The organism is Rhizobium sp. Root1204, from assembly GCF_001424965.1.
GTDB lineage: Bacteria > Pseudomonadota > Alphaproteobacteria > Rhizobiales > Rhizobiaceae > Pararhizobium.
In genome coordinates, this window is the sequence record NZ_LMCZ01000043.1 from 215,492 (window position 1) to 236,477 (window position 20,986).

A 20,986-nucleotide genomic window follows, 5' to 3' on the forward strand; every position below is an offset into this window, starting at 1 on the left:
GAAAGAAGCGGGCCGCGCTCTGCCGATATGGATCCTCGGGCTTGACCCGAGGATCCATTCCGAATCATGATTGCAACCATGGCGGGCTATGTCTACATCGTCACCAATCACAGGCGAGGAACGCTTTACATCAGTGTGACTTCCGATCTCGAACGCCGTATTTTCCAGCATCGAGAAGCGATGACACCTGGGTTCACCGCCAAATATGGCTGCAATCAACTCGTCTGGTACGAAGAACATTTATCCATCGGCACTGCGATCCAGCGCGAGAAATCGCTCAAGCGCTGGTACCGGCAGCGGAAGATAGAATTGATCGAGGCGATGAATCCGGACTGGCGGGATTTGTATCACGAGCTTTGGTAGGTTTGGGCGTGGATCCTCGGGGCTAGCCCGAGGATGACGGACTTGGTGTAGTCTGCGAAGATACTCAGTGTAGCCGCGGAGTTGATGAACTTGGTTGAGCCAGCGGATAGTGGACTGGTCGGTCCGGGTGCCGTTCAAGCTACCGCATCCCCAAAGCAGTCATCCTCGGGCTAGACCCGAGGATCCACCCCCACGCCTATCGGTCACACCTTCTCTACAAACCCGTCGAGCACCCGCTTCTGTCCGGCCCGATCAAAGTCAATCGTCAGCTTGTTGCCTTCGATCGCCGCAATATTCCCATTGCCGAATTTGATGTGAAACACCCGGTCGCCGACGGAGAATTTCGAGGGTTCATCGACCTTCGACTTGGCGATCAGTTCGCCGTCGATGGTACGGGCTTTGGGGCCACTTTCGCCGTAACCGATACGCTCGATGGACACGCCGGAGCGGTTGCCCCAGTTGTCGCGGGTGGCGTCGGTCTTGTTGGCCTGGGCGCGTTTCCAGCCGGGGGTGGAATAGGTGTTGGCGAACGGCTCCTGCTTGTCGAAGCGCGACTGGCCGTAGCCGCCGCGATTGTAGCCGCCGTAGGACTGTTCGGCTTCAGAGACTTCGACATGGGCCGTCGGCAGTTCGTCGAGGAAGCGTGAGGGCAGCGTCGATTGCCACAGGCCATGGATGCGGCGGTTGGAGACGAACCAGATATGGCAGCGGCGTTTTGCCCGGGTCAGGCCGACATAGGCAAGGCGGCGTTCTTCCTCGAGACCGGAACGGCCACCTTCGTCGAGCGCACGCTGGTGTGGAAACAGGCCTTCCTCCCAGCCGGGCAGGAAGACAGTCTCGAATTCCAGTCCCTTGGCTGAATGCAGCGTCATGATCGAGACCGCGTCGAGTTCGGCATTCTGCTCGACATCCATCACCAGCGCGATGTGCTCGAGGAAGCCGCGCATGCTCTCGAACGCTTCCATCGAGCGGACGAGTTCCTTCAGGTTTTCCAGTCGGCCCGGCGCTTCGGCGGATTTGTCGTTCTTCCACATATCCGTATAGCCGGACTCTTCGAGAATGGTTTCGGCGAGCTCGGTATGCGGTGTGTTTTCAAGCAACCCCTGCCAGCGCTGGAACATCGAGACGACGTCGAACAGCGACTTTCGGGGCTTGGGCTTCATTTCATCGGTTTCGATGATATCAGCCGCGGCCGCCAGCATCGGGATATCGCGCTTGCGGGCATAATCGTGCAGGGCGCGCACCGTCGTGTCGCCAAGGCCGCGCTTGGGCGTGTTGACGATACGCTCGAAGGCAAGATCGTCGGCCGGTTGGCAGACGAGACGGAAGTAAGCGAGCGCATCGCGGATTTCGAGGCGTTCATAGAAGCGCGGGCCGCCGATGACGCGGTAATTCAGGCCGAGCGTGACGAACCGGTCTTCGAACTCGCGCATCTGGAAAGAGGCGCGCACCAAGATCGCCATGTTGTTGAGCGGATGCTTGGTGCGCTGGAGTTGTTCGATCTCCTCGCCGACGGCGCGGGCTTCCTCTTCGGAATCCCAGGCGGCGTGGACCTGCACCTTGTCGTCGTTGGGATCGACGCGGTCAGTGAACAGCGTCTTGCCGAGGCGGCCTTCATTGTGGGCGATCAAATGGCCGGCGGCACCGAGAATATGTTCGGTGGAGCGATAATTGCGCTCGAGCTTGATCACCTTGGCGCCCGGAAAATCCTTCTCGAAACGCAGGATGTTGTCGACCTCGGCACCGCGCCAGCCATAGATCGACTGGTCGTCGTCACCAACGCAGCAGACGTTCTGCGGCACGCCCTTCGGCCGTTGGGCGAGCAGTCTCAGCCACATATACTGAGCGGTGTTGGTATCCTGGTATTCGTCGACGAGGATATAGCGGAATTTGTCGTGGTATTCGCGCAGGATATCCGGATTGGTGCGGAACATGCGGATCGGATGCAGCAAAAGATCGCCGAAGTCGCAGGCGTTCAGCGTCATCAGCCGGGCCTGATAGGCCGCATAGAGTTCGCGGCCCTTGCCATTGGCAAACGAGCGGGCGTCGCCTTCGGGGATTTCGGCAGGGCCAAGGCCCTTGTTCTTCCAGCCATCGATCATCTGGGCGAACTGTTTGGCAGGCCAGCGCTTGTCATCAATGCCATCGGCCTGGATCAACTGCTTGACCAGCCGCACGACATCATCGGTATCGAGGATGGTGAAGGAGGATTTCAGGCCGACCAGTTCGGCATGGCGGCGCAGGAGCTTGACGCCGATTGAGTGGAATGTGCCCATCCACGGCATGCCTTCGACGGCGCCACCGACGAGAACGCCGACACGCTCCTTCATCTCGCGGGCGGCCTTGTTGGTGAAGGTCACGGCGAGGATCTGAGAGGGGAAAGCGCGGCCGGAGGCGAGGATATGGGCGATGCGGGTGGTGAGCACGCGGGTCTTGCCGGTGCCCGCACCAGCCAGCACCAGAACCGGGCCGTCCAGCGTTTCCACGGCTTCGCGCTGTTCCGGGTTGAGGCCGGAAAGATAATCGGGCGCACGGTGCTGGTCCCGGGCGGCCATGGCACGCGCAGCGATGCCGCTAGCAGGGGCAGGCGGGGCCGGTTGCGGGCTCAGGCCACGCTGTGGACGCGGCGCCGGTTCCTCATCAAAGAAGGGAATATCGTCAAAACCATTGCTCATGCGGCTCAATGTAGTGATTCGGAGCCGAAAGGCCAGAATTCCGTTCTGCTTTTATTCCAGAATGTCCAGCTTGCCTGTGGAGACAACCGCTTTTTGGCCGCGATCAGGGTCGATGATCGGCATCGAAGGTTGGATCGACGGGGAGCTGCAGAGCGGTCGCGAGCTGGTTGGTCTTGGCGGCCAGGGCGATGACACGCAGCAGATCGGCGTGCTGTTCGGCCGTCATGCCCTTGGCTTTGGCGGCTGCCGTATGCGAATGTGCACAGTAGCCGCAGCCATTGGTGACGGAGACGGCGATGTAGAGCATCTCTTTCACGAGCGGATCGAGCGCCGACGGCGTTGCCATCACGGCTTTGACCTCGGCCCAGGTGGTTTCGAGCAGATCGGCATCGAAGGCGAGATAGTGCCACATATTGTTGATGAAATCGGATTTGCGGGTCGCGCGGATGTCGTCGAAGACGGCTTTGACGCGAGGATTGGATTCCGAATCGTGGTGTTTTGCGATGGTGCTCATGAGGCCCTCCGATCAGCCAAGGTTAGAGCCGCGAGGACGTGCTGTCGAGCGCCGGGAAGGGCGCGAGGGACCGAAAAGGGCTTTTGTTACAATTGCGTAATGAAGGCATTCTAGCATTGCCTGCAATGCAGCAAAAAGGGATAGTTGCCGCAGGAACGGGGTTCGCGCGCCAGTGTGGCCGAAACCCGCTTAATCAATTGGAGTTTTGCATGCGGCTTTGGAAGCAGCTTTTGATCTGCCTGGTCATTCTTGCCGTCGGCCTTGGCGTCTGGGTTCGCTTCGTGCCGGGTGCCACTGCAATGCTGGCCAAGGTGGGCGTGCCCGAGCAATTGCTGGCTTATGTCGCGAAACCGGCGGACGGTGCCAAGCAGGGTGAAGCACAAGGGCAGGCTGGCCGGAGCCAGGGGCGCGGTCAGGGCGGTGGTGCGCCGCTTGTCGTCACCCAGCCAGCCGATACGGCTGTTGTCAACGATCGGCTGAATGCCATCGGCACCGGCGAGGCCATCCTGTCGGTCAGCGTCACACCGCTTGCGACCGGTAATCTGACGGAAATTCTGGTGAAATCCGGCGACCGCATCGAAAAGGGGCAGGTCATCGCCAAGCTTGACAGCGACGAGCAGAAGATCGCTGCCGCGCAAGCCAAGGTCGCCCTTGATAGCGCCCGTGAAAAGGTCGAGCGCAACCGCAAGCTTGGCAATGCCGTCTCGGTTGCCATCCTGCGTGAAGCCGAATTTGCCATGCAGGCGGCTGAGCTTGCGCTGCAGACGGCGGAACTCGACCTGAAGCGCCGCGACATCGTTGCACCTTCCGGCGGTATCGTCGGTATCATCACTGCCCATCCCGGGGACTATGTCACCACCTCGACGCCGATCGCCGTGGTTGATGACCGTTCGCAGATTCTCGTCGATTTCTGGGTGCCGGAGCGGTTTTCGACCAAGGTCTCGGTTGGCCAGGATATTTCGGCTACTGCCATCGCGCTGCCGACCTCGGAGCTTTCGGGCGTCATCGACGCGATCGACAACCGTGTCGATCAGGCGAGCCGGACGCTGCGGGTCCGGGCGCGGATCGACAATCCCGATGATACGCTGCGGGCCGGCATGTCATTTTCGGTGTCGGTTCGGTTTCCCGGCGATCACTATCCGACGGTCAATCCGCTGGCGATCCAGTGGAGCGCCGACGGATCCTTCGTCTGGCGTGTCGAAGATGAGAAATCGCACCGTGTTCCGGTCAAGATCATCCAGCGCAATTCCGACAAGGTTTTGGTCGATGCAAAACTGACCAAGGGCGATGATGTTGTGGTCGAGGGCGTGCAGCGGTTGCGTGATGGCGGCACCGTTCGCCTTGCCGGAGAGCCGCGCCAACAAAAGCAGAAACCACAGCAGAGTGATCAGGAACAGAAGATCTCCGAGGCGGAGACTGCGAAATGAGTGGCGGTTCGCAGCATAAGGGTGCGGGTAGTACAGCTGGCTTCACGGCACTTTTTATTCGTCGGCCGATTTTTGCGCTTGTCGTTAATACCTTGATCATCGTCGCGGGTCTTGCCGCGTTGAACGGTATTGAAATCCGCGAATTGCCACAGGTGGACCAGCCGGTGGTCTCGGTCAGTACCCACTTCGACGGTGCCTCACCGGAAACGGTGGACCGCGAGCTGACGTCGGTGATCGAAGGCGCGGTTTCGCGCGTGCAGGGCATCAAGGATATTTCCTCGACGTCGCAATATGCGCAAAGCCGCGTGACGTTGCAGTTTTCCGACACGACGGATATCGGCCAGGCTTCCAACGATATCCGCGATGCACTTGGCCGGGTCAGCAACCAGTTGCCGGAGGATGCCGACGAGCCGCGCATCGTCAAGGCCGATGCCGACAGTCAACCGATCATGCGCCTGGCGCTGACGTCTGACACGCTGTCGATGGAAGATCTGACGCTTTTGGCCGAAAACGAGATTACCGACCGGCTTGCCGCCGTCGAGGGAGTCGCCGATGTGCAGATCAACGGCGATCAGGAAAAGATTTTCCGCATCGACATCAATCAGTCGAAGCTTGCCAGCCGTGGCCTGACGGTTGCCAATTTGCGCTCAGGCCTTGCCAGCGCGTCGCTTGACGTGCCGGCGGGGTCTTTGACCAGCGCCAATCAAGACATTTCGGTGCGCGCCACCGCCGACCTGCAAACGCCGGAACAGTTCGAAAACCTCATCCTCGGCGACAATGTCCGTCTCGGCGATATCGCCACGGTGACGCTCGGCCCGGACATAGGCACGTCGTCATTGCGCTCGGACGGTCGTCAGGGCATCGGCCTTGGTATCATCCGGCAAGCGCAGTCGAATACGCTCGATATTTCCGAGGGCGTGAAGCGGACCGTGACGACCATTGCCGAAATCCTGCCGGCAGGCACGCAGCTCAAGGTCACCAGCGATGATGCGGTGTTCATCGAAGGGGCGATCCACGAAGTCGAAATCGCACTGGTTGCATCGGTGATCATCGTGACGCTGGTCATCTACATGTTCCTGCTCGACTGGCGGGCGACGCTCATCCCGACGCTGACCATGCCGATCGCACTGATCGGCACCTGTGCGGCGATCTACCTGGCCGGCTTCTCGATCAATATCCTCACGCTTCTCGCCATCGTTCTGGCAACGGGACTGGTGGTGGACGATGCGATCGTGGTCCTGGAAAACATCGTGCGGCGGCGGGGCGAGGGCATGGGGCCGCGGGCTGCCGCCGTGCTTGGAACGCTCGAAGTGTTCTTTGCCGTTATCGCCACCACGGCGACGCTTGCGGCCGTGTTCGTGCCACTGTCATTCCTGCCGGGACAGACCGGCGGGTTGTTCCGCGAATTTGGCTTCGTGCTGGCTTTTGCCATCCTCCTATCAGCCTTCGTGTCGCTGACGCTCTGCCCGATGCTGGCATCGCGTATGCTGAAACCGCATGCCGAGAACCGTGGCCATACCGGTTTCATGGGCCGGATCGGTGCGCTCGCGGCAGCCTTCTACAAGCGCACGCTTCGCGCCTGTCTCAATTCGCCGCTGATCGTCTTCATGGTCGCGATCATGGTGACGGCGGCCGGTGGTGGCGCCTTTACGCTGTTGAAATCCGAGCTGACGCCGACCGAGGACCGGTCGCGCATCATGGTGCGGATCCAGGCGCCACAGGGCGTATCGCTGGAGTATACCCAGGCCCAGATGCGCCGGGTCGAAGATGGCCTAAAGCCGTTGGTCGATAATGGCGAGATTGCCAATGTCTTCTCCGTGTCCGGCCAAGGTGGCTCGGTCAATACCGGCTTCATGGTGCTGACGCTGGCGCCCTGGGGCGACCGCGACCGCACGCAACAGCAGATTTCCGCCGATATTACCAAGATAACCGCAAATATTCCGTCGATCCGCGCCTTCCCGATTCAGCCGAACAGCCTTGGTATTCGCGGTGCAGGCAATGGCCTGCAGGTGGCGTTGGTTGGTAACGATTACGCGAAGCTGGGTGACGCGGCGTCCAAGCTGGTGCGGCAGATGGAAGACAGCGGCCGCTTCGAAAACGTCCGGCTGAACTACGAGGCCAACCAGGCGCAGCTGTCGGTAACGATCGACCGCGAAAGGGCATCCGATCTCGGTATCGATATTGTCGGCCTGTCGGCGGCGCTGCAGGCCATGCTCGATGGCAATAGCGTGCTCGACGTCTATGTCGATGGCGAAGCCTACCCGGTCAAGCTGTTGTCGACGACCAATCCGGTCAATGACCCGACCGACCTGCAAAACATCTTCCTGAAGACCGGTGACGGCAAGATCGTGCCGATGTCGACCATTGCTACCGTCGAGGAAAAAGCCGTTGCGCCGCAATTGTCGCGCGAACAGCAGCTTCGTTCCGTGTCGCTGTCGGCCGGGCTCACCTCCGGCATTGCGCTCGGCGATGCGTTGACGATGGTCGAACAGATGGCTGAGCCGTTGCTGCCGCCGGGATCGCGCGTTGTACCGCTCGCCGAAGCCGCGACCCTGGACGAAAATGCCAACGGCATGTTTGTGACCTTCGGGTTTGCGCTTGTCATCATCTTCCTGGTGCTGGCCGCGCAGTTCGAAAGCCTGATCAGCGGTCTGATCATCATGTCGACCGTGCCGCTCGGGCTCGCCTGCGCCGTATTCGCCATGTTGCTGACCGGCAATACGCTCAATATCTACAGCCAGATCGGGCTTGTGCTGCTGGTCGGTATCATGGCGAAGAATGGCATACTGATCGTCGAATTTGCCAATCAGTTGCGCGACCGGGGCGAGGATCTGCGCTCCGCAATCGAGAACGCGGCCAATATCCGGCTGCGCCCGGTGATGATGACAATGATCGCCACTATCGTCGGTGCCGTGCCGCTGGTGCTGGCAAGCGGAGCCGGTGCCGAGGCCCGCGTGGCGCTGGGCTGGGTTCTGGTCGGTGGTCTCGGGCTTGCAACCGTCGTGACGCTCTATCTGACACCGGTCGCCTACCTGGTCATCGCCCGGTTTACCAAGCCGCATGTCGATGAAGAGCGGCGACTGCAGAGCGAGATGCAGCATGCCGAGACGTTGCAACTGGCGGAAGCTGCGGAATAGGTGTTCGGCGGTGGCCAGCACGGTCACCGCCAACTTCCCCATCTTGCGCCCAAGGACGGCTAGGCTATTTTTCCCCTGTGTCCGGACTGTCTCACTTTGTCGCAATTCTTTGCTAAACCCGCTACGTAGCGGATGAGGTTCTGGACAAAGTGATTCCGATTTGCACAGTAGAGCGTTGAAATCTAAGAATTTCCACGATGCTGAGCGGTCGTTCGGGGAAGAGATATGGCGCTGAAAGCGATCAGGGCGGGCAGCCGCAACGAAACCGGTATTCATGCAGCATTGCCGCTGATGGCTGCGCGGTTCGGTGATCGATTCCAGACTGGGCAAGCCATTCGTGCCCAGCATGCCCATACAACCACCTATATTCCAGCGCAGTTGCCTGACGCCGTCGTTTTTCCGGAGAGTTCGGAAGAGGTCGAAGCGATTGTCGCCATTGCCGTTGAGCATGGCGTTCCGTTGATCGCCTTCGGTACCGGTTCGTCGCTGGAGGGCCATATCAACGCGCCACATGGCGGCATCAGCGTCGATATGAGCCGCATGGACAAGGTGCTGGAGGTCAATGCCAGCGACTTCGATTGTACCGTCCAGCCGGGTATCACACGGGAGGCGTTGAACGTCTATCTGCGCGATACCGGCCTGTTTTTTCCGATCGACCCCGGTGCCAACGCCTCGATCGGTGGCATGGCATCGACGCGCGCTTCGGGCACCAATGCGGTGCGGTACGGCACGATGAAGGACAATGTGCTGGCAGTGACTGCGGTCACGGCCGGCGCCAAGGAAATCCGCACCGCACACCGCGCCAAGAAGTCGTCGGCAGGTTACGATCTCACCCGCCTGTTCGTCGGCTCTGAGGGCACACTTGGCATCCTGACCTCGGTCACGCTGAAACTGCAGGGTATTCCCGAACTGATCGCCGGTGGGGTGTGTTCGTTTCCGTCGGTTGGTGACGCCTGCAACACGGTGATCCTGACGATCCAGTCGGGTATTCCGGTAGCGCGCATCGAACTGCTCGACGCCTTGCAGATGAAAGCCAGCAATGCCTATTCGGGGCTGTCCTTTCCCGAAGCGCCGACATTGTTTGTCGAATTTCATGGAAACGCGGAAAGTGTCGCACTGCAATCGAAGCAGTTTGCCGAGATTGCCGCTGAATTCGGCAGTTCCGAATTCCAGTGGACCGCCAATACCGAGGAGCGCAATGCGCTGTGGAAAGCGCGGCACAACGCCTATTGGGCACAGAAGAGCCTGGCGCCGGGGCTGGCTATCCTGTCCACCGATGTCTGTGTGCCGATTTCCCGGCTTGCCGATTGTGTCGAGGCGACCCACGAAGACATTGCCGCGCATGGCCTCATCGCCCCGATCGTCGGCCATGCGGGCGATGGTAATTTCCATGTCGGGCTGCTGTTTGATGACAAGGATGATGCCGATATTGCCAAGGCGGAGGCTTTTGTCGCGCGCCTGAATGCGCGGGCTCTGGCCATGGATGGCACCTGCACAGGTGAACACGGCATTGGCCAGGGCAAGATGCCGTTTCTCGAAGCCGAACTTGGAGATGCGCTGGATTTGATGCGGCAGGTGAAGCGCGCGCTCGATCCCGGCAATATCTTCAATCCCGGCAAGATTTTTGCCATGTGAAAACGGCGGGTGGGTGTTAAGGAGTGGTAGGTGCCAAGAACGGCGCTAGCTTCCTCGGTCGAATGGGATAGGATTTTCAACTGGTGCTTTCGCGAATTCTGGTCTTTGTCGGTGGTCTTCTGGTCGTGGCGCTGTTTGCCGCGCTGATTGCGCCTCTGTTCGTGGACTGGACCGACTTCCGCAAGGATTTTGAACGCGAGGCAAGCCGGATCATGGGTAAGCCTGTTGTCGTTCACGGCAGCGTCGATGCCCGCCTTATTCCGTTTCCCTCGGTGACGCTCAACGACGTCCGTGTCGGCCAATCTGAAACCGGCGAGCCACTGATCCAGGTCGCGCATTTCTCGATGGATGCGGAACTTGCGCCCTTTCTTTCCGGCGAAGCGCTGATCTTCGACATGCGGCTGGAGCAGCCCAAGGCGAAGATCAGGTTGCTGCCCGATGGTACGCTCGATTGGGCGCGGGGGCGCAAGGCGTCCATTCCCGCCAAGACCGTGATCCTTGAAAACGTCGCCATCACCGGTGGCCAGATCGATTTTATCGACGAACAGACCGGCCGTACCCGGCATGTCACCGGGCTGGAGGCTGATCTCTCGGCCCGTTCGCTGGCCGGTCCGTGGAAAATGGAGGGCCGTGCTGCGCTTGATGGCGAAGCCGGCAGTTTTGCGTTTTCCAGTAGCGCAGCCGATGAAACCGGCACGCTTGGCCTTCGCTCGCGGCTGACGCCGGATAAGCGGCCTTTCGGTGTGGAACTCGACGGCGACCTGAAGATCGTCGATTTCAAGCCGGTCTATCAGGGCAAGTTCACCCTGACGGAAAACAAACCGGCGGAAGCGCAGAAGCCGCAGGACCAATCGGCAGCGCTACGGGTGACGGGCGGGTTCGAACTCACCAATGAACGCATCCGTGTTCCGGACTACCGGCTGGAAATCGGACCCAAGGACGATCCCTATCTGGTCACCGGCGAGGCAACGCTCGATACCGGCAAGGAGCAGGAATTCCTGCTTCTGGCCGACGGTCAGCAGATCGATGTCAGCCGCATCGGCAATGCGGGTGCCGCCGGAAAGACTGGCCGGGACCCGGCAATTTCGGTGCGCCAGCGGCTTGCGGCGATCATGGCGATCGCAGCCGATATTCCGATCCCGCAGGTGCCGGGAAGGGCGAGTTTGAAGCTGCCGGCAATCGTTGTCGGCGATACGACCGTACGCGATGTGCGCCTTGACCTGCGGCCTGACGGGGCAGGCTGGATGGTGGACAATGCCGTTGGTCAACTGCCCGGCCGCACGCAATTTGAGGCAAAGGGACGGCTGCAGCTGACAGGGGTGCGTGCCTTTCGCGGTGAGATGCTTGTCGCGTCCAATCAACCCTCCGGCCTTGCATCCTGGCTTGCAGGCTCTGTCGATCCAGCCATCCGCAAACTGAAGACTGCCGGTTTTTCGGCGACGGTGAACCTGACCGACATATTGCAGCAGTTCGAACGGCTGGAAGTTGCAGCCGGTCCCGCCGTGCTGCGCGGCCGTATCGAGCGGCAGGCGCTGGAGGGCGTGCCGCCAAACCTGTCATTGCAACTCGCAGGCAACAGTATCGATCTGGAAGCACTGCAGGCGCTGGCTGGCCTCGTGGCAGGAGACGCGTCCACCGCGACCCTTCTGTCGCACACGATCGCGGCAGACCTTTCGGCGGAGAAGTTCTCGGCGTTCGGCGAGGATGCCAGCGACGTGCAGCTGGTGGCGACGCTGAAGAATGGCCAGCTGCAGGCCGAACGCGTATCGATCGGCAATATCGCCGGCACGCAGCTTGCCCTGTCCGGACGGATGAGCGGCGAGATGACCGCGCCGGTGATTTCGGCCAAGATGAAGCTGGCATCGCCGGACCTTACACCGTTTCTGAAGATGATCGAGCGGCATGCCGAAGCGCACCCGGCATTGGAACGGCTGGTGAAGAGCGGTCCCTATTACAGCAATGCGGCACTGGACCTGACGCTGTCGGCGGGCAGCCAGGACGGCAAGGCACCGGTGACGTTCGGTATTGTCGGCTCAGCCAACGGCACCAAGATCGCCGCCAATTACCAGGCGCCCGATATCGCTCAGGCGCTTGCCGGGCAGGGCATCCTCTTGGAGGCGACGATGGAAAATCCGTCGGCGCCGGTTCTTCTCGGGCAGGCGGGTTTTGATCCGCTGCCGTTCGATGCCGATGAGAATGCCATTCTGTCGGTAAAGCTGCAGGGCACTGACGGCCAGAAAGCCAATGCCGGTCTGACCTTCACGACGGCGCGCACGGCACTTTCGGCGAACGGCGATATTGATCTTTCGCGCGACAATTTCCTGTCGGGTCAATCGAAGATCTCGCTGGAAAGCCAGGATTTCGAGCCATTCCTGCTGCTGCAGGGAATTGGCCTGCCACAAATGGGAACCGGCTTGCCGCTGGCACTGAAGGCAGATGTCGCCACGACGGCCGATGCGGTGACCTTTTCGGCAATCGAGGGCAAGGCGGATGGCAACGCATTTTCCGGCACGTTTGCTGTCGACCGGAAAACGCCGGGCAAGGCGACGGGACAGATTGCACTCGACACGCTGGATATGGCCTGGGTCGGCGAAGGTATCCTTGGCGCCGTGCAGGATGGCGCCAGCGGGGATTTGTCTGAACTGCCTGTGGTCCAGCCGGCCTGGAGCGGGTTTGATGTCGCAGTCGATATCTCCGCCAAGCGCTTCTGGCCTGGCGTCTATGGGGCTGTCTCCGACATGTCGGGCAAGCTTGCCTGGAAGGGCGACCAGATTTCGATCGACACGATTGCCGGCAACTGGCTGGGCGGAAAGATCGAAGGCCGTCTGCTGCTCGGAAATGGCGATGGCTCCGGCTTCTTCCAGACGCGGCTCAACCTCAAAGATGGCGACCTCGCGGCTGCTGTCTGGAAAACCGGCGGCGCAGCCGTTGCCGAGGGGAAGTTTGACCTGACGCTTGCGCTTGAGGCATCCGGCAAGACGGCGAAAGCCATGGCTGAATCTGCCAGCGGTTCGGGGACGGCGACGTTACGCGACACTGTCGTGCACGGCCTGAACAGCGCAGTGCTGCCCGATATTATGGCGGCCGCGGACAGGATCGAGGGCGATATCACGCCGGCATCGGTGAAGCCACTGGCCGAGAAGCTCGTGCTTTCCGGGCAGACGGCCCTGGGTGCGGTGCCGGTGCCGTTCAGCATCGCCGGCGGCACGTTGCGGGCTCAGAACGTGACTGCGGGCGATGCCGCTGCCAATCTGTCTGGAAATCTGGAAATCAGTTTTCCCGATGAGCGGATGACTGGCGGTGTCACGGTCGATTTCCGCCCGGGCGAGGAAGCGTTGACGGGCGCAGAAGCACAGGTGAGCCTTGATTATGCCGGGCTCCTGCATTCGCCTGGCCTGACCTTCGACGCAACCGACCTGTCCAACTTCCTGTCGCTCAGAGCGTTCGAGCGCGAGCGCCGCCGTGTCGAGACGCTGCAGGCAAACGTGCTTGAAAAGCAGCGGCTGCGCCGGGAAGTGGCGCTCTACAAGGCCAATGCCGCCGAGCGTGAGGCGGCACGCCTGCGGGCGGTTGAGGAGCAACGCCGGCGCGCGTTGGCCGCGAAGGAGGCCGCGCGGCAAAAAGCGGAAGCTGACAAGAAGGCGGCCGAGGAGGCTGCGCGAAAAGCCGAAGAACAGAAAAGCCAGAACCTGCCGCCGTTCGATCCGACAGGCGGCGTGATCCGGGGCGAGGAACTCAGCGCGCCGCAGGATGGCACGACGCCCGCCGAACAGCCTCCGGTCATCCAGACACCGCAGCAAGGGCTTAATTTCGAAGTATTGCCGGGTGTGCGGCCACAGTAAATTTGCAATGGCACTGACAGGCGAGGCGGCGCCGATGCCTGGCTCACCGCCTGCTGGCTTTGATCCAGGTCAGGACATAAACCCTGAGCGCCGAGGAAAGATTGCTCTCGGCTGCGCGTCCATCATCGATCTCGGCAATCAACTGCGCAAGCGGGATTTGGCGGTCTTCGGCGATCGTCTTCAGTTCCTGCCAGAATGGTTCCTCCAGCGAGAAGCTGGTGCGGTGGCCATGCAGTGTCGCCGAATGCTTGCGGATCACAATGCGCCTCAGAAGTTGAATCACATCCGTCTGAAAGTGATTCCGGAAAATGGGCTTATCTGTTGATTTTCAAACGGATTGTGGGTTTTCGTGCGGGCGAGGCGGTTACTTCCCGTTGTCCGGTTCCGCCGGTGTCTCGCGCTTTCCCTGGTCGAGCGCTTTATTGGCCTTGTCGTTGAGCGCCTTGGTCAGTTGCTTTTCGGCTTTCGTCCGCCCAAAGGAAATCCGGTTCTGATCCGCCGACTTGTCCTTCTCCGTCCGCGCCTTTTGCTTGCGGAACTGACGGAGATTAACGACGTCGCCGGTCATGATGAGCCTGTCCGAAGTTGGGTTTTCAGTTCTTCTTGCGGAAGGAATCCAGTGAAACCACCGATCCGCCTTCCTTCTTGCCGTCATCGCCGGTCTTGCCAGCGTCTCCAGCATTGGCTTCGGTATCCTGCTCGCCGGATTTTTCTGCGGCTGCGACAGGGTAGGCGGTGATTTCAGCGGTCTCTTCTTCGTCGAAGGCCGCGACATCGAATTCAAGCTCGAAGTTGACGGACGGATCGTAGAAGCCGCGGATCGCGTTGAACGGGATCACCAGCTTTTCCGGCGTGTCCGAGAACGACAGGCCGATTTCGAACAGCGTTTCGGTGACCTTCAGGTCCCAGAACTGATGCTGCACGACGATTGTCATCTGCTCGGCATACTTGGCCTTCAGATGCTGGGAAATGCGCACGCCGGGCGCGCCGGTGAGGAAGGTGATGAAGAAATGATGGTCGCCGGGAAGGGCACCGGTGGCTGCGACTTCGATCAGGACCTTGCGAATGACGCTGCGAAGCGCATCCTGCGCCAGAATGTCGTAGCGGATATGGTCTTGGCCCATAAGATCCCCGTCTTTCTTGTAACTCAACTCTGTCACACTTATGCCATTTGCTCTGTACGCAGGAAAGTCCTGATATACGAGTCATTTGCATCATTTATAGATCATTTCAAGGCAGCCGAGAAGGCGGCGTCGAGCGGGAGAGGAATGGTGTCAAGGTGGGAGAAGTGGAGGTTTCTGTTGCCAGGTACCTCCGAACCCCGCCTTACGGTGCGAACCGGAAGGGCTTGATTTGAAGTGTCACACTGCGATTAAGCAGCGAGACGAGCTTCCGCATAGTTGTCGTTTGCAACTACAATTTTAGCCCGATAACGGTGGTACAATGCCGAGCAAAAAGTCGATCTTTACACCCTTGTCGATCCTATTTCGCCCCCATCAAAAGCCGGTCTGTCGTCTGTGGCACTGAAGCCGTTTCGACCGGTTTTTGGTGGAGGCGCCGGGTACCGAACTTTATATGACCACAGATTATTTAGTCGACAGCGAAACCCGCTGTGTTGCAAGGCCGAAATGACTATTCTCGTGAACTAAATTTAGTCGACGTAGCCACTAGCCACAAGCGAGGAGCCGAAGAAAGGGCGAGTACGCCAGCTTACCGAAGCAAAGGAAAGGAGAAGTGGAGGTTTCTGTTGCCAGGTACCTCCGAACCCCGCCTAAGAGTGCGACCCCTTAGGACTTGATTTGAAGTGTCACACTGCGATTAAGCAGCGAGACGAGCTTCCGCATAGTTGTCGTTTGCAACTACTATTGTGACCCGATAACGGCGGTATCATGCCGAGTACAGCTTTTGTCTTTCAACACCAGTCGATCCCATGTCGCCCCCATTCGCTGATGAAACGATCATCAAGTTGCTTGGTGGAGGCGGCGGCATCGAAGCCGCGTCCTGCATGCCTATTGCACAAAAGGTTTAGCACCATGTCTCCCGAAGGAGCACTTATGACATATGGCTTGTTGACGTGCATATCAAGGGGGGGCTTTGGGTTTCAGACTTACCACCGTGGGAGAGTTGCGTTGGGAGAGCGATTTGATGATCTGCCGTTTCGCGTGCAATTGGATGCGGGCCGCGTGCAGCATGTCTTTTAGCCGATTCAGAGCAACCTCTGTATCGGCTTGCGTGTGCTCAGCGGAAAGCCTGCTGTGCCCCTCCTTTTGCTTTTCGATATAACTGGCTTTTATCCTGGCGATGAAAAGCTTAATGTCATTTTTCAAGCTGTCCTTGTAAAGAGGACCGTTGAGGAAGTTCTCACCCACTCCTGCCTGACGGCAAAAGCTGGCAAGGCCCAATTGATCAGCATCGCTCTGCGAAAGAATTCCTTTGCGTAATTTATCCGCCAATTGCAGTTTAAATGACTGGATTCGAGCGACGCTTTGGTCTGATCGTGCTTTTGCGGTCAATGCCAGCTTCACCGATTGTGTATGGTTTTTCTCAGGCATTAGGTGAACCACTTCGAAATCTCAGGGTTGTCAATTAGCAGGCGGCTAAACGCTGGTCGTAGCTGCGGCCAAGCAGATACGTTTTTGAGCAGCTCGTCAGACGCTTTAATTTTTTCGAATGTCGACACGCTGGGATCGGCGTAATACCGGGGAGCCTTCGCGATAAATTTTTCCCAACGAATACGGTGAGATGCAAACTGCGCTTGAAACTGGCAGTCCGCTTCGCAATACTCCGTTTCTGGAAGGTCATCCCCAGTGACTGCAGAGCACGCGCCCCTTGCATGACCTTGTTTGACGCAGTAGCGGTCGACACCAATTTTTAGGGGAAATATCCCTAGGCCTTTCATTTGTCGCTTAAGCTCCTCTCCGTCGACGCCTTTGTTTAGTGCCTCCGAGATTGCGAGGCCGTGAATGCCGCCGAGTTCAGGTTCGTCAAGGCACCGTTCGACAAAAGAATTTATCCCGTTGGCCATCGCCCTAATACCGGCGCTCCGCATTTCCGAGCCACTCGGCCCGTGCATCCCATACGCTACCGACTCCGCAATGTAGGAATGTCCTAATTGATACTGGATCGCGGCAAATGGATTGTCGGCGGATTGAGCCACTACGTCCGCAAGTGTAAAGCGGCCGGAATGACTTGAGACATCGGTCGGAGCGCCGTGCATCTTTGCGAATCGCTTAATACGATCATTGAGCGAGTTAGTCGCGACTTCCTCGTCCTGCCCACGCTTTGAAAAAACTATCTCGTCTGATGACCGACCAATAGCGTTCGCTAGCGATTTCAATGCTGCATCGACACGAAGGAGGTACGGATGAACTCTGTAAGTCCGAGGACTGCCTGTCTTGGTGCCCTTAAATATAATCAACCGAACAAACGCTCGATATCTTTGCTGTTTGTCCTTCGTCGCGAAGATTGCGTCTTTCGTTAGGCTTAGTCCCTCCGAGGCACGCGAGCCCAGATGAAAAACGAGGATTTGATACGCGGAGATTTTGATCAACCAGGTTAGCTGCCCTTCGATGTTGCGTTTACTTAGGCCCTGCGTCACCGGCAAATTCTGGTAGGACCATTCCACGAGTGCACTAGAAGACATTAGACCTTTGCGTCGAGCAATTAGTTGATCCGCAATAGTTGAGGCAGACTCGATATATGCGCGAGAGCACGAGAGGATGTGGCTGGTCTCGTCCTCATGTAACGTCCTAGCTCCCGTTTGCCGTTCCGTGTCCTCCGCCAACCTTTTCGTTTGGATGGATACATTTGGAATTGAGAAGCTCGCCGTAATCATTCCGAGATCAGTTAGAGTGTTAAGGTCGCTGAAATGGGCGATCATGGCTGCGTGCGATTTTTCGGTGACAGGTAGGAGGGAGAAGACACGATCTAACAGCCACTGATCAATTTGTCCGAGGGAAACGACGCCTTCTGCCGCAAAGTTTGTGAACAACTGCGACAGCGGTTGGAATTGTCGGAGAATTGTTAGCGGCTTTGCCGCCTCGATACGTCCAGGAAGTAGATTCCGTGAAAACATCATCGCAACCATCACCTCCTTAAGTTGTTGGATTAAGAGAGCGTGCGTAATCGGCGTTAGAGCTAACCACCTCTTGCCGGAAACTACGCGTTCAACCTCAAAATCCATGTCAGGTCGGCCTCTATGGCCAGCAGGTAACGAGCTTCTAGGAAAGCTCCATGTGTTCTGGCCGAATCTGGAGCCGGGAATGACCTCAAAATCTGGATCATATGGAGGTTTAAGGTACGCATCCGAGGAGGGCCGCCTTGCTAAGAAGTGAGGCGAACTGGATGCTCTGTCTATATGGACGTCAATATAGACAGTGTGAGAACCGTGGATTGCCGCGCCGGCGGTATCGCCCGCGACCACCGGCTTCCAGCCTCGCTTCGTTAGACGTTCTCTCGGGATCGATTTTCCCGGTACCACGAGACAGTACGCATCCGAGGAGGGCCCGAGACAGTACGCATCCGAGGAGGGCCGCCTTGCTAAGAAGTGAGGCGAACTGGATGCTCTGTCTATATGGACGTCAATATAGACAGTGTGAGAACCGTGGATTTAACGATAGAGAAGCGGCCGCAAGTTAGCCGCATGGAGATTGTCGATAGCGGGCGGCGTCGCCGTTTCAGCAAGGAGGCCAAACTTGCGATCGTGGCGGAGAGTTATTCCGCCCCGCGTCAGGTCACGGCAACAGCACGTCGCCATGGGATCACACGCTTTCAGTTGAATGATTGGCGTAAAGCAGCTCGCGAGGGACGGCTCGGCAATGGCCGGGGGACTGAAGGGTTTATTCCTGCACTGTTGGTCCCGGAGCCAGGCATGCCGGTTGTTAAGCCGACCAATTCTTCGACGACACAAAGTGGGCTTATGGAGGTTGTCAGCGCCAATGGTCGCCGTGTGATTGTGGGGCGCGATGTCGACGTTGAAGCGTTGCTTCGGATCCTGCGCGGACTGGAGGCGCTGCGGTGAATCCGTTTCCGATGGGAACAGGGGTCAAGGTCTGGCTTTCGACGGGGTATACGGACATGCGCTGTGGCTTTCCCTCTCTGGCGCTTCGGGTGCAGGAGGTTCTGAAGCATGATCCGTTCTCAGGGCACCTCTTCGTCTTCAGGGGGCGCAGATCGGATATTTTGAAAATCATCTGGCATGATGGTCTGGGCGCCTGCCTTTTTACCCGGCGGCTGGAGAAGGGCCGGTTTATCTGGCCGAATATGGAGGGCGGGGCGGTAGCGATCTCACCGGCACAATTGTCCTATTTGTTGTCCGGGATCGACTGGCGCAATCCGCAGGAAACTTGGCGTCCGACACGGGTCGGATAGCATTATTACATTGAAAATATTRAGTRAATCTGATCGAATGGCTTCATGACCTCGAAGCCTGTGGATCTTCCTGCGGACCTTGCGAGCGCCTATCTGGCGCTGCTTTCCGAGCGTGAGATGTTACAGACTGAACGTGATGTCATTGTCGCCGAGCGCGATACCGTCGTCGCCGAACGGGACGTTGCGGTGGCGCAAGCCGCCAATGCGCAGGCCATGCTGTCCGACAGCGAGGCACTGATCGCCAGCTTGGAACTGGCGATCGAAAAGCTGAGGCGCGAACTGCGCGGCCGGCGATCCGAGCGCACGGCGCGCCTGATCGACCAGATGGAATTGCAGCTCGAAGAACTGGTGATGGCGGCGACGGAGGATGAGGTTGCAGCGCAGGTCGCTGCCGCCAAGACCTCGAGCGTGCGTCCGTTCACCCGCAAACGACCGGTCCGAAAGCCGTGGCCGGAGGATATCGAGCGTGAGCGCGTGGTGATCGATCCCCCAGTCACCTGTGCCTGCTGCGGCGGGTCGCGCCTGTCGAAACTGGGCGAGGACGTCACTGAGACGCTCGAGGAGGTTCCGCGCCGGTTCAAAGTGATCGAGACGGTGCGGGAGAAATTTACCTGCCGTGACTGCGAGGCGATCAGCCAGCCGCCGGCGCCGTTCCATGCCACGCCGCGTGGCTTCATCGGTCCTCATCTGCTGGCGACGATCCTGTTCGATAAGTTCGGCATGCATAGTCCGCTCAACCGCCAGAGCACCCGGTTCAAATGCGAGGGCATCGAGCTTTCGACCTCGACGCTGGCCGACCAGGTCGGGTATGGAACGGCCGCGCTCCTGCCGATCTTTGATCTGATCGAGGCGCATGTCTTCGCGGCCGAACGCCTTTTTGGCGACGACACCACCATTCCCATCCAGGCCAAAGCCAAATGCACGACCGGGCGAATATGGACGTATGTGTGCGATGACCGGCCCTACGGCGGGGCGGCAGCGCCGGCGGCCATATACTATGCGTCGAGCGACCGCCGTGGCGAGCACCCGCAGAAGCACCTGGCCGGGTTTGGCGGCATTCTGCAGAGTGATTGTTACAATGGCTTCGAACCGCTCAGTGTCGCCGAAAAGAAAGCGGTACCGATCACCTTCGCCTTTTGCCATGCGCACGCGCGGCGCAAATTCTTTGAGCTGGCCGACATCCAGAAAAGTGCCCGCGACCGCAAACGTAAAGGCAAGCCGATCTCGCCGATCGCCCTGGAAGCCGTCCAACGGTACGATGCGCTGTTTGAGATCGAACGCGAGATCAATGGATTGAGCGCCGCAGAACGATTGGCCGCGCGGCAGGAAAAGAGCAAGCCGCTGTTCGATGACATGCACGAGTGGCTGAAACGGGAGCGCGCCACGCTCAGCAAATCGTCCGAGGTGATCGAGCCGATCGATTACATGCTGAAGCGATGGGATGGTTTTGCGCGTTTCCTCGACGATGGCCGGATTTGTCTCACGAACAATACGGCCGAGCGCGCTCTGAGAGGAATTGCACTCGGGCGTCGAAACTGGACCTTCGCCGGCTCCCAGCGTGGGGCCGATCGTGCCGCCATCATGCTCTCCGTTATCACGACCTGCCGTCTCAACGACGTCGACCCAAAGGCGTGGCTCGCCGATGTGTTCGCCCGCATCGCCGATCTTCCTGTCTCCCGCCTGCACGAACTGCTGCCTTGGCACTGGAAGTCACACAAAGGGATGGCTATTGCGGCCGCCGCGTAAACAGCTCCCGGAACAACGCTTCCGAACGCTCCAAGCCTTCATCAGTCAGGATCAATGACTTCGACTTGTTGACTGGGTCGCCGATCATGCCCTTCTTGTGAAGCCGATCCGTCGTTGCCCAGTCGAAGCCCTTCCAAGCACAACGCTCGTTATGCAGCGTCAGCCATAACAGCGCCAAAACGGCATCGTCGATCTTGTCCTCATCGATCTCCATCAACCGACGTTACCACGCGCGGCGCCCAAAATCCTGCGGCCCTGCTCGGATGGATACGTCCAG

Annotated in this window: 16 protein-coding genes and 2 other RNA genes; 8 read left to right on the forward strand and 10 right to left on the reverse strand. The window is 59.1% G+C overall.

Annotated features, from left to right (window positions below):
• The first annotated feature begins 78 nt into the window (after positions 1-78).
• Positions 79-363, forward strand: a complete 285-nt coding sequence (locus ASC96_RS30345; RefSeq protein WP_060506806.1) for a GIY-YIG nuclease family protein — start codon at positions 79-81, stop codon at positions 361-363.
• A gap of 203 nt (positions 364-566) precedes the next feature.
• On the opposite strand, the gene ASC96_RS30350 is transcribed toward ASC96_RS30345, so the two are convergent.
• Positions 567-3,038, reverse strand: a complete 2,472-nt coding sequence (locus tag ASC96_RS30350) for a UvrD-helicase domain-containing protein (protein WP_060506807.1) — start codon at positions 3,036-3,038, stop codon at positions 567-569.
• Positions 3,039-3,141: 103 nt separating this feature from the next.
• Positions 3,142-3,552, reverse strand: a complete 411-nt coding sequence (locus ASC96_RS30355; RefSeq protein WP_060506774.1) for a carboxymuconolactone decarboxylase family protein — start codon at positions 3,550-3,552, stop codon at positions 3,142-3,144.
• A gap of 209 nt (positions 3,553-3,761) precedes the next feature.
• Here ASC96_RS30355 and ASC96_RS30360 point away from each other — a divergent pair, with 209 nt between their 5' ends.
• From ASC96_RS30360 to ASC96_RS30375, 4 genes are all read left to right on the forward strand, one after another.
• Positions 3,762-4,979, forward strand: a complete 1,218-nt coding sequence (locus ASC96_RS30360) for an efflux RND transporter periplasmic adaptor subunit (protein ID WP_060506775.1) — start codon at positions 3,762-3,764, stop codon at positions 4,977-4,979.
• A complete protein-coding gene (locus tag ASC96_RS30365; protein WP_060506776.1) occupies positions 4,976-8,116 on the forward strand; it encodes an efflux RND transporter permease subunit in 3,141 nt (1,046 codons plus the stop codon). The genes ASC96_RS30360 and ASC96_RS30365 overlap by 4 nt, the downstream gene beginning before the upstream one ends.
• 225 nt (positions 8,117-8,341) lie before the next feature.
• On the forward strand, positions 8,342-9,751 hold the full coding sequence (locus ASC96_RS30370) for an FAD-linked oxidase C-terminal domain-containing protein (protein WP_060506777.1): 1,410 nt from the start codon (positions 8,342-8,344) through the stop codon (positions 9,749-9,751).
• Positions 9,752-9,834: 83 nt separating this feature from the next.
• Complete coding sequence (locus ASC96_RS30375; protein ID WP_082512323.1) at positions 9,835-13,593, forward strand: AsmA-like C-terminal region-containing protein; 3,759 nt, start codon at positions 9,835-9,837, stop codon at positions 13,591-13,593.
• A 43-nt stretch (positions 13,594-13,636) separates the two neighbouring features.
• Here ASC96_RS30375 and ASC96_RS30380 read toward each other — a convergent pair whose 3' ends face one another.
• The 7 genes from ASC96_RS30380 to ASC96_RS30410 form a co-directional block, all read right to left on the reverse strand.
• The gene (locus ASC96_RS30380) at positions 13,637-13,864 is read right to left on the reverse strand and encodes a ribbon-helix-helix domain-containing protein (RefSeq protein WP_060506809.1); all 228 of its coding nucleotides are present in this window, start codon (positions 13,862-13,864) and stop codon (positions 13,637-13,639) included.
• Positions 13,865-13,957: 93 nt separating this feature from the next.
• Positions 13,958-14,161, reverse strand: coding sequence for a DUF4169 family protein (locus tag ASC96_RS30385; RefSeq protein ID WP_060506778.1), 204 nt, complete (start codon positions 14,159-14,161; stop codon positions 13,958-13,960).
• A 25-nt stretch (positions 14,162-14,186) separates the two neighbouring features.
• Positions 14,187-14,717 carry an SspB family protein gene (locus ASC96_RS30390; protein ID WP_060506779.1) on the reverse strand — a complete coding sequence of 177 codons (531 nt, stop codon included), beginning with the start codon at positions 14,715-14,717 and terminating at the stop codon, positions 14,187-14,189.
• A gap of 163 nt (positions 14,718-14,880) precedes the next feature.
• Positions 14,881-15,251, reverse strand: a transfer-messenger RNA (tmRNA) gene (gene ssrA, locus ASC96_RS30395).
• 75 nt (positions 15,252-15,326) lie between these two features.
• Positions 15,327-15,682, reverse strand: a transfer-messenger RNA (tmRNA) gene (gene ssrA / locus ASC96_RS30400).
• Positions 15,675-16,145, reverse strand: a complete 471-nt coding sequence (locus ASC96_RS33120; protein ID WP_060506780.1) for a hypothetical protein — start codon at positions 16,143-16,145, stop codon at positions 15,675-15,677. Before ASC96_RS33120 ends, ssrA (ASC96_RS30400) begins: the two co-directional genes overlap by 8 nt.
• Entirely contained in the window at positions 16,145-17,776 is a 1,632-nt protein-coding gene (locus ASC96_RS30410) for a tyrosine-type recombinase/integrase (RefSeq protein WP_060506781.1), read from the reverse strand. Before ASC96_RS30410 ends, ASC96_RS33120 begins: the two co-directional genes overlap by 1 nt.
• Before the next feature lie 390 nt (positions 17,777-18,166).
• Here ASC96_RS30410 and ASC96_RS30415 point away from each other — a divergent pair, with 390 nt between their 5' ends.
• From ASC96_RS30415 to ASC96_RS30425, 3 genes are read left to right on the forward strand one after another with little or no spacing between them, the layout of a single operon-like run.
• Positions 18,167-18,613, forward strand: a complete 447-nt coding sequence (locus tag ASC96_RS30415; RefSeq protein ID WP_082512325.1) for a transposase — start codon at positions 18,167-18,169, stop codon at positions 18,611-18,613.
• 11 nt (positions 18,614-18,624) lie between these two features.
• Positions 18,625-18,963 carry an IS66 family insertion sequence element accessory protein TnpB gene (gene tnpB, locus ASC96_RS30420; RefSeq protein WP_082512330.1) on the forward strand — a complete coding sequence of 113 codons (339 nt, stop codon included), beginning with the start codon at positions 18,625-18,627 and terminating at the stop codon, positions 18,961-18,963.
• Between the two features lie 45 nt (positions 18,964-19,008).
• Positions 19,009-20,709 (forward strand): IS66 family transposase, encoded by a 1,701-nt coding sequence (locus ASC96_RS30425; RefSeq protein ID WP_060506783.1) that lies wholly within the window; start codon positions 19,009-19,011, stop codon positions 20,707-20,709.
• Here the strand turns inward: ASC96_RS30425 and ASC96_RS30430 are convergent.
• Positions 20,690-20,923 (reverse strand): DUF6429 family protein, encoded by a 234-nt coding sequence (locus tag ASC96_RS30430; protein ID WP_060506784.1) that lies wholly within the window; start codon positions 20,921-20,923, stop codon positions 20,690-20,692. The two genes, ASC96_RS30425 and ASC96_RS30430, sit on opposite strands and share 20 nt — an antisense overlap.
• Positions 20,924-20,986 lie beyond the last annotated feature (63 nt).